General features: G+C 58.1%; 8 protein-coding genes. 1 reads left to right on the forward strand and 7 read right to left on the reverse strand.

Annotation, left to right across the window (positions count from 1 at the left end):
* Window positions 1-170 precede the first annotated feature (170 nt).
* On the forward strand, window positions 171-2,540 hold the full coding sequence (locus AC1DMK_RS28945; protein ID WP_477863758.1) for a DUF1989 domain-containing protein: 2,370 nt from the start codon (window positions 171-173) through the stop codon (window positions 2,538-2,540).
* Between the two features lie 4 nt (window positions 2,541-2,544).
* Here AC1DMK_RS28945 and AC1DMK_RS28950 read toward each other — a convergent pair whose 3' ends face one another.
* The 7 genes from AC1DMK_RS28950 to folD form a co-directional block, all read right to left on the reverse strand.
* Window positions 2,545-3,144, reverse strand: a complete 600-nt coding sequence (locus tag AC1DMK_RS28950; RefSeq protein ID WP_037067786.1) for a PAS domain-containing protein — start codon at window positions 3,142-3,144, stop codon at window positions 2,545-2,547.
* A 108-nt stretch (window positions 3,145-3,252) separates the two neighbouring features.
* Entirely contained in the window at window positions 3,253-4,590 is a 1,338-nt protein-coding gene (locus AC1DMK_RS28955) for a flavin-containing monooxygenase (RefSeq protein ID WP_037067785.1), read from the reverse strand.
* A 60-nt stretch (window positions 4,591-4,650) separates the two neighbouring features.
* Window positions 4,651-5,691, reverse strand: coding sequence for a heme-dependent oxidative N-demethylase family protein (locus AC1DMK_RS28960; RefSeq protein WP_037067784.1), 1,041 nt, complete (start codon window positions 5,689-5,691; stop codon window positions 4,651-4,653).
* 20 nt (window positions 5,692-5,711) lie between these two features.
* Window positions 5,712-6,677 (reverse strand): PDR/VanB family oxidoreductase, encoded by a 966-nt coding sequence (locus AC1DMK_RS28965; RefSeq protein ID WP_477863759.1) that lies wholly within the window; start codon window positions 6,675-6,677, stop codon window positions 5,712-5,714.
* On the reverse strand, window positions 6,674-7,279 hold the full coding sequence (locus AC1DMK_RS28970; protein WP_037067782.1) for a dimethylamine monooxygenase subunit DmmA family protein: 606 nt from the start codon (window positions 7,277-7,279) through the stop codon (window positions 6,674-6,676). Before AC1DMK_RS28970 ends, AC1DMK_RS28965 begins: the two co-directional genes overlap by 4 nt.
* A gap of 11 nt (window positions 7,280-7,290) precedes the next feature.
* Window positions 7,291-8,424, reverse strand: a complete 1,134-nt coding sequence (locus AC1DMK_RS28975) for an aminomethyl transferase family protein (protein WP_477863760.1) — start codon at window positions 8,422-8,424, stop codon at window positions 7,291-7,293.
* A gap of 113 nt (window positions 8,425-8,537) precedes the next feature.
* Window positions 8,538-9,335 (reverse strand): bifunctional methylenetetrahydrofolate dehydrogenase/methenyltetrahydrofolate cyclohydrolase FolD (folD, locus tag AC1DMK_RS28980; RefSeq protein WP_477863761.1); only part of this gene is annotated, 798 nt, incomplete at its 5' end.

Raw genomic sequence — 9,335 nt, forward strand, 5'->3', positions numbered from 1 at the left:
CCCATGGCATGCTTCACTGGGGGTATCCGACCTCCTGCCCGTGTTCCCGCACGAACCGGCCGGTCCTCCAGTGTTTATGCATAGTGAATTATTTTTCTTTGCAGTCAATCTTGCTTTACTTTTTTTTGCCAGTTTGTAGGCTCGTATTCGAGCATAGGAGCGAGGGCATCATGCGGGAGTTCAGTCCGATCAACAGCGTGGTGCGACCTGTATCTGCAAGCGTCGTGCGCTACCCTGGCATTTCCGCGCTGCCACCAGGCACCGAGCGTTACCGGGTAAAGGGCGGCGGTTCGCTGGTGGTGCGCGTCGAACCGGGTGACCGCGTGACCGTCACCGATCTGGAAGGCGGTCAGCCTTGCGAGCTTTCCTTCATTGACGAACACGCGAAGTTTCGGGCAGCAGGGTTGGGCGCATCCTTTACCAACGCAGCAGAAGGGCTGAAGACCGTTCTTTCGGCCGACGACGACAGCGCGAGGCGAACACGTGCGGCCCTTCAGCGACGCGGTGCCGATCTATCGCAAGCTGGAGTTCTACGCCTCTTTGGAGAGACCTCGACACCGGGCAGCCAGGCAGAGATCCCCATCATGCTAAAGGGACTGTTGATCGCCGCCGCGCCGGCGAGCGCCATGCAACCGGACGCCCAGGATACGGCAACCCCGATCGAGATCAGGATAAAGCGCAGCCAGTTCAGCCGCGACTATTTGTCCGCCCTTCCCGAACCCATTGCCGATCCCCTTCAAGACATTCGCATAAAGGCCGCGACGGCATCTGCCTATTTCGTAAGAGCCGGCGAGTACATCCAGATCGTTGACGTCTTTGGCAGGCAATGTACCGACTTCCAGGCCTTCTGCGCCCGAAAGGTCGACAAGGGACTTGATCTTGGGCTGGACTCGACAGTCACCCGCACATTGCTTAGTCGCAGTTATCCGATCCCTGGCCTGCCATCAAAGGCCTTCGATCGCGACTTCGAACCTCTGGTGGAAATCGTCCAGGATACGGTAGGTCGGCACGATGCCTTTGCGACGGCCTGCAACGCACGCTACTATGACGACATGGGCTATCCCGGCCATGTCAACTGCACGGACAATTTCAATGCCGCGTTGGCACCCTACGGTATCGCGCCTCGCAAGGGCTGGGAAGCGCTGAACTATTTCTACAACACGAGCATAGACCACAACAACCAGCTCTATCTCGACGAACCGTGGTCACGGCCCGGCGATTATGTGCTGATGCGGGCGCTGACGGATCTTGTCTGCGTTTCCTCCTCATGCCCCGACGATATAGATGCGGCGAATGGCTGGGACCCGACGGATATCCACATCCGGACCTTCTCCGGTAAAGAAAAATTCTCAAGAGCGGTGGCTTATCGCATGACACCTGATGCCGACGTAGAACTCACGCGCGAAACGGCGTTCCATCCCCGCCTCTCGGCATTGACCCGGGACTATGCCGAGTACCGCGGCTATTGGTTGCCGAACCGCTTTTCGTCCGAGGGTCCGGTGGAAGAGTATTGGGCGTGCCGGGAAAGGGCCGTCGTCATCGATCTTTCGCCGCTGCGCAAATTCGAAGTGACAGGTCCCGACGCCGAGGAATTGCTTCAGTATTGCTTGACGCGCGACGTGCGAAAGCTCTCCACCGGGCAGGTGGTCTATTCGGCCATGTGCTACGAACACGGTGGCATGATCGATGATGGCACCCTGTTCCGGCTCGGCGACAGGAATTTTCGATGGATCGGCGGCGATGATCTGAGTGGTGTCTGGCTGCGTGAGCAGGCGCAGAAGAAAGGCTTCAAGGCCTGGGTCCGTTCTTCGACCGATCAGATGCACAATATCGCGCTGCAGGGTCCCCGAAGCCGTGACATTCTCAAGGACATGATTTGGACCGCGCCACGCCAGCCGACGATCGGCGAACTCGAGTGGTTCCGCTTCACGGTTGGCCGCATCGGCGGTTTTGATGGCACGCCCGTCGTCGTGTCCCGCACAGGCTATACAGGTGAGCTTGGCTACGAAATCTTCTGCCACCCAAAGGACGCACTGACCGTATTCGACGCGGTGTGGGAGGCCGGCCAACAGCATGGGCTCAAGCCAATGGGCCTGGAGGCGCTGGACATGGTGCGCATCGAAGCGGGGCTGATCTTCGCCCATCATGAATTCAACGATCAGACCGATCCCTTCGAGGCGGGCATCGGATTTACCGTGCCGCTGAAATCGAAAGCCGACGACTTCATCGGTCGCGACGCCCTCATTGGCCGCAAGCAAAACCCGCGCCATCTCATGGTCGGGCTGGATGTACACTCAGGCGAAGCTGTCGGCCATGGAGATTGTGTGCACCTCGGTCGTGCCCAGGTGGGCGTCATCACCAGCGCAACGCGCTCGCCGATCCTTGGCAAGACCATCGCCCTTGCTCGTATTGACGTTACACACGCAGCAGCCGGTACCGAACTTGAGATCGGCAAGCTCGACGGTCAGCAGAAACGCCTGCCGGCTGTCATCGTGCCGCTTTCGCACTACGATCCGCAAAAGACCCGGCCTCGGACGTGATCGGTCAATCCGCCCTGCGCTGGGCGTTGGAGATGGCCCGCGCAGCCTCCTCCGAGGAGTTGGCAAGCGTGCGCATCTCTGCGGCAAGGACGGCAAATCCAGAGCCAGCCGTACCCGCGCGCGCAGCTTCTATGCCGGCGTTGACGGCCAAAAGCTTCAGGTAACGCAGAGACTGCAGGATCTCGTTTGTCTTTGAAGCGGTAACGCGCATGTCGGCGGTCTGCTCATCGATGCGTTGGTAGAGCGATTCAATGTTGATGATGCTTCCCTCGAGATAGAGCAGCTCGCCTTTGTCATCCCAGACGCCACCTCCGGTTTCCGTTACCCAGATGAAATGGCCTTCGCTGTGGCGAATCCGGTATTCCATGGTCCAATCGCTGCGCTGATTGAGCGCAAGCGCAACCACCCCATCCATCAGCGGGATGTCTTCCTCGCACATGATGGATGTGAAGGTGCGCTTGCTGTTGCCGACAATCTCGTCGGCACGGTAACCGAACACGCGCTCGATTCCGTCGGTCATCTCCAGCATCGTATAATTTTCGTCGGCACGGCAGCGATAGAGGAAACCGCTCATTCGACCAAGAATGCTTGTTTGGAAATCCATGACGTTCACGTTCAATGAGAGAGGTGTTTGAAAAATCGTTTCGTCTCACTCCAAGGCAAGGTAAGGGCCGCTTGCGTCGACCCTTCCGGTTCCTTGCCCGCGGCAAGCTCAGTTGCGCAGGTATTCCTCCATGGAATCATCGAGTGCCTCGACCCAGGGCGTGTGATGCTTGGGTGACATATTGCCCGTCATCAGTGATCGGTAGGCGTGATCACGAAACCCCATGACATTTTCCGCCTTGTGGTGCTCCCACTCCATGAATGTCTTGTTGGTGCCCTCTATGTCAAAGTTCGGATAGTCGGTTTCGGCAAGCAGTTCCTTCACATAATCTCCCTGATACCAGATCATCTGCTCGGCATCTTCCAGCGTCTCCTCGCGGGCGCGCCACCTGTCAAAATTCGCCTTCAGCTCGTCTTCGGGTGGCAGTTGGATGCGGCCCATCATCACGTCGCGGGCCCACCATGCCTGAACGTCGAACATGTTGAAGGTGTAGAACTGGTCCTGCATGCCGATGTAGAAGAGTTGCGGGTTGCGGTCAAAGATCACGCCCTTGTACAGGCTGTCTGCCCAGAGCCGGTTTGCCGTCTTCAGTCGGAGCTCGTCCGGCAGGAAGGGGAAATGATGCTGATAGCCGGTGCACAGGATCAGTGCGTCAACGTCTTTTTTCGATCCATCGAGGAAATGCGCCGTGCGGTTCTCGAGCCTGACGAGAAGCGGGCGTTCTTCGAAATTCTCCGGCCACTTGAAACCCATCGGCTTGGAGCGATAGCTCGTGGTGACCGATTTTGCGCCGTACTTCCAGCATTGCGAACCGATATCCTCGGCAGAATAGCTGCGTCCCACGAGGAGGATGTCTTTGCCCTTGAACTCCAGGGCATCTCTGAAATCATGAGCGTGCAATACGCGCCCATTAAACGTCTTTACCCCCTCGAAATAGGGCACGTTCGGTGTCGAGAAGTGGCCGCTTGCAACGACGACATAGTCGAATTCCTCGTCGTACATCCGATCTTCCACCCTGTTGTGCGCGGTCACGGTGAATTTCTTCGTTACATCGTCGAAACGAACCATGCGAACGGGTGTATTGAAGCGCACCCAATGGCGCACATCCGCCTTGTCGACGCGGCCCTTGATATAGTCCCAGAGAACGGCGCGGGGCGGGTAAGAGGCTATCGGCTTACCGAAGTGCTCCTCGAAGGAATAGTCGGCAAATTCGAGGCACTCCTTGGGTCCATTCGACCAGAGGTAGCGGTACATGCTTCCGTGAACCGGCTCGCCATATTCGTCAAGCCCTGTGCGCCACGTATAATTCCACAGGCCGCCCCAGTCCGACTGCTTTTCATAGCAGACAATCTCTGGAATCTCCGCGCCCTTCTGCGCGGCGGATTGAAACGCACGTAACTGAGCAAGGCCCGAGGGCCCGGCACCGATGACGGCAACTCGTGTCATATAGCATTCCCCTTTTTAAGCGTCGTTATGAGCCTGGTGTTTTTTGCCCTGCAGAGCCGTTCAATCCGGAAATATTCCCGGGCTCGTTGGCGCGCCGTCGTCAAACCGGGAAAGCCAGTTGATCGTGTCGTCGCGATATCGCGTCAGCCCTTTGTAATCGACAAGCTCCGCCGGGAGCGTCTGAAGAACGCGGTGAAACCTGCGCGCCCATTTGGGAACCGTCACAAGCTCGTCCATGCTGATCAGATAGCAACGAATGACAAAGAGGATTGCGTTGGAACGGGGAAGGCGCCACAGCGTCTGCAGTTCGACACGCAGATGCACTTTGCCGCCGACGTTCTGAGGTGTAACGGTTGTCCGGTCCGGCCCCCATATGTGAAACTTCTCAGGGCTCGTATCCAGCCGGGGATTGATGGTCATTGTCCAATTGAAGCGCCGCGTCGGCTTGCCGAGCTGGAGGTTGAGGAGGAACTTGAGAGCCCGGTCGAATATGCCGATCTGATGGGCAAGCGGGACCGGACCGTGCCACTCCATAAAGTTCATCCCAATATCGAAATCGAGTGACCAGTCGGCCTGTGTCGTCACCATCCCTGCATCCATCCAGAGATTGTCATTGCGCTGATCGACGATGCAGAAATCACCCTGGGCCTGACGGGTCATATACTCCATCGGCTCGTAGGCAAGTGTGGACCGGTCTCCGAACGTGAACGTATCATCGATGCCGAGCGGCCGGTTGATCCAGCGCCACTGATCGCCATCCTTGGTAAGGGTGAAATGCTCCGGGTAGCCGGCCGCCTGCTCTTCCATCAACAGCTCCAGGACATCCCATTGCGCTGTCATCATGTGCGGCAAGGCCTGACAGCGCAGCGGATCTTCCCTCAGGACCAGCGCGCGATCGTGCATCTCGGCAACGTAATGTTCGTCGACATCGATCAGGCTCTCGTAGATCGTTCCCTTCTGGCCGTGGACATGGGGTTCCATGTTGACGGAGTACATGTACTCGTCGCGATCAAACGGAAAGGGAAAACGGCGAATATTGTCGGGACTGTTCTTGTAGGTAAAATCGTCGCGGAATGTTTCTTGCTTAAACACGATTGCCATAGGTCGGCTCCTCGGCGTGATTAGAGATCAAGGGAGAGTTTCGCCCCTTCGAAGCGCGATACGCAGATCATTATTTTCCGGCCGGAGGCTTTTTCGTCCTCCGACAGGTAGACATCGTGATGGGACAGCGCGCCGTTGCAACCGAGGACAACCGTCTCACATTGCCCGCACGCACCGCCACGGCACAAATATGGAGGCTCGATGCCCGCCGCCTCGATCGCTTCCAGGATGCTTTGATGGTCATCGACATGTACGACGGCGCCCGAGCGCACCAGTTCCACATCGAAGGGCTTGCCCGGTATCGGCGCAAGGAACCGTTCCGAATGGATGTTTTCCTTGGGCCAGCCGGATTCCTTTGCGGTCTTGAGAAGGAAGTTCATCATCCCCTCTGGGCCGCATACATAGGCGTGCGTGCCGAGCGGCTGGTTTTCCAGAACCGAAGCAGCGGGAATGACCTGATCGTCGGAGTTGAAATAGAGCTTGATGCGGTGCGCACCATATCGCTCGGTCAGTTCCTTCCAGTAGGCGCCGTGCTCTCTTGAACGAAGTCCGTAGTGAAGTTCGAACGCAACGTTGTCGCGATCAAACTGTGCCATCATCGCGAGGAACGGCGTGATGCCGATTCCGCCTGCAAAGAGGATGTGCTTTCGGCCACGCTGATCGGCATGGAAGAGATTGACAGGCTGGCTGATCGCAAGTTCATCGCCTTCGGCGACGTTGTCGTGCAAAAATCGTGACCCGCCGCGCGAATCGGCCACACGAAGCACCGAAATTTCGTAGGCAGAATTGTAATGCGGCGGCGACATCAGGGAATAGGGATTGCGACGAACAACGCCGCCATCGCGCAGGAATACGATAACATGCGCGCCGGCCGAGAAAACCGGCAGGGGTTGACCGTCCATGCGCTCGAATCGAAAGCGCTTAATGTCATTGGCGACGCGGTCGATCTTGCTGACGCGGACCGGGATTGCGGAACCTCTGCTCATGAGAACAGCTCCTCAGATGGTGGCGCCGTGCCGGGTTCCTCAGCATCAATGTTGACGCCCTGGAATGCGGCAAGACGGCGGGAATAATGGTCGCGCACCAGCAGACTGAGACCGCAGTGGCTGCACCTGAAGGGGCTGACGATGACGTTGTCCGTGGTGCCTTTGCAGTGAACGCACTGAACGCGGCGGGCAAGTGACCCTCGATGCTCGGTAGGAATCGAATGGAAGTCCATACCAAGATCAAGGGCGATCTGCATGCATTGACCAATGAATCCCTCGCGCCCTGCAACGTAGAGGCGCGTGCTCATCGTCGCTGAGGCCAGCTGAGCTTTCAGCCGAAAGAGCAGCGTTTCAACGGTTGGCCCTTGCCAGAATGCGTGCGGCTTCAGCGCTTGAAGGGACAGATCGTGATCGTGTCCTTTTGACCCCGCAGCGACATAGAGAACGTCGCATTTACCGAGCAATGCAACGTCAAGCGCCGGTGCCTGCTCCAGAAATGCGCGGGCGCCTTCCCCTTCCAGAGCGAATATGTGCCGGCGTGCAAACGGATCGATTTTGATGCCCGCATAGACCGGGCGGCTCTTGATACCTTCGACAAGCATGGCCAGTTTCCTCAGCCGACCGCCGTTCTCTTCTTCTTCTCCGGATCGTCAAACGTGATCGTGTGAGCAATGGCTTTGGCAGTCACCGACTTGCCCCGCACTTCAAGCGGGACGCCCTGCACTGCCTTGTCCACTTCCAGGCGCGCGATTGCCATGGAGCGGTTCGTCAGTTTCGAATAGCTTGGGCACGTGATGACACCAACCTTCCTGCCGTCGGCCCACACCTCGTCGCCGAGCTCGGTTGGTCCTTCCGCATCAACGAGAAGGCCAAAGATCTTGAACCTCTCCTTGCCCTTCAGGCGTGCATGCTCCTCTGCCCCACGGAAACCGGTCTTTCCCGGACTGACGGTAAAGGCCAGGCCAAGCTCCCACAGACTGTCACCCGGTGGCTGGTCAGCAAACGGATACATCTGCGAATTATCGTAGGGGTAAAAGAGCAGGTAGCTCTCGACCCGAAGCATATCGAGAACACTGAAGCAGACGGGAATAATGCCCATCTCCTTGCCTTCCTCGACGATGCGGTCCCAAACCAGAGGTGCATCCTGCCCACGTACGAAGATCTCGTAGCCGCGCTCGCCTGTATAGCCGGTGCGCGAGATCATCACCGGAACGCCAAACAGCATTGTCTGCATGTGATGGAAGTATTTCAGGTCGCGAATGCCGGGGACGTGCCTGGCAAGATAGTCGACGGCCAGCGGACCCTGGAGCGAAAGATCATGCAGGTCGTCATCAAAGAGAACAGCGCAATTGCGCCCCGCCGCCTGCTTCACGATCTCCTCGTGCCCCGAGCCCGAGCCGTGCACCAGCATCCAGGAATTCGGACCTGTGCGGTAGACGATACAGTCATCCGTGAAGTGACCGCGATCGTTCAGCATGCAGGCATAGACGGACTTGCCGGGATAGAGCTTGCTCATGTCGCGGGTGGTGATGTAATCCAGCACGGTGATCGCATGCGGACCGACCAGGTGAACCTTCTTCAGCCCCGACACATCCATGAGGCCGGCCTTGGTCCTTACGGCGATATGCTCTTCATAGATATCCTTGTCGTACGTCCAAGCGGTTCCCATTCCGCTCCAGTCTTCCAGTTTCGAACCCAGCGCACGGTGCCGGTCTGCAAGAGCTGAAAAACGCCATGTGACAGTCATATTCCGTTCCCTTTGTTTTACTGTATGGAATATTTGTTTCTTGACTATAATCCCGTTTTTGCATGTGGCAAGCGGGACGAGGTCAATTTTCCACCGACCCGGCACCACGTTTTTCAGAACATCGGCGGTGTCTGACCCGCTGACCTGTGCGCGGCAATCACGGTATTGGCCATCAGCATGGCGATGGTCATCGGTCCGACACCGCCCGGAACCGGCGTAATCACGTCGGCGACACCRGCCGCTTCCAAAAAGGCGACATCGCCGACCAGACGTGTCTTTCCTTCACCCTTTTCCGGCGCCGGAATGCGGTTGATCCCGACATCGATGACCGTCGCCCCAGGYTTCAGCCAGTCTGCCTTCACCATTTCCGGGCGACCGACGGCAGCCACCAGAATATCGGCGTTGCGGCAAACCCCCGGCAAATCCCTGGTGCGGGAATGGGCGAYGGTGACCGTTGCGTTGGCATTCAAGAGAAGCTGCGCCATCGGCTTTCCGAAGAGATTGGAGCGGCCGACGACGACGGCATTCAGCCCCGACAGGTCCTCGCCATGCGTGCGGCGCACGAAAACCATGGCGCCGSACGGCGTGCAGGAGACCAGCCCCGTTTCCAGGTCGCCCGTCGCCAGCTTGCCGGCGTTGACCACGTGGAGGCCATCGACATCCTTTTCGGGCAGGATCGACTGGATGATCGGCTCASAGTGCAGGTGCTTCGGCAGCGGCAGCTGGACGAGAATACCGTGGATCGACGGATCTGCATTGAAGGCCGCCACCAGGGCCGCCAGCTCTTCCTGCTTGGTTTCGACCGGCAGCGTCTGCTGGACGGATTTGAAGCCGCATTCCTTCGCCATCTTGCTCTTGGAACTCACATAGGCATGGCTTGCCGGATCGTCACCGACGATGATGACGGCAAG

The sequence above is a fragment of the Rhizobium sp. 05L419 genome (assembly GCF_056397845.1).

Bases quoted from the DNA above. Each gene is read 5' to 3' on its own strand.
- AC1DMK_RS28945 (WP_477863758.1), top strand. From the start codon at position 171: ATGCGGGAGTTCAGTCCGATCAACAGCGTGGTGCGACCTGTATCTGCA.
- AC1DMK_RS28950 (WP_037067786.1), bottom strand. From the start codon at position 3,144: ATGGATTTCCAAACAAGCATTCTTGGTCGAATGAGCGGTTTCCTCTAT.
- AC1DMK_RS28955 (WP_037067785.1), bottom strand. From the start codon at position 4,590: ATGACACGAGTTGCCGTCATCGGTGCCGGGCCCTCGGGCCTTGCTCAG.
- AC1DMK_RS28960 (WP_037067784.1), bottom strand. From the start codon at position 5,691: ATGGCAATCGTGTTTAAGCAAGAAACATTCCGCGACGATTTTACCTAC.
- AC1DMK_RS28965 (WP_477863759.1), bottom strand. From the start codon at position 6,677: ATGAGCAGAGGTTCCGCAATCCCGGTCCGCGTCAGCAAGATCGACCGC.
- AC1DMK_RS28970 (WP_037067782.1), bottom strand. From the start codon at position 7,279: ATGCTTGTCGAAGGTATCAAGAGCCGCCCGGTCTATGCGGGCATCAAA.
- AC1DMK_RS28975 (WP_477863760.1), bottom strand. From the start codon at position 8,424: ATGACTGTCACATGGCGTTTTTCAGCTCTTGCAGACCGGCACCGTGCG.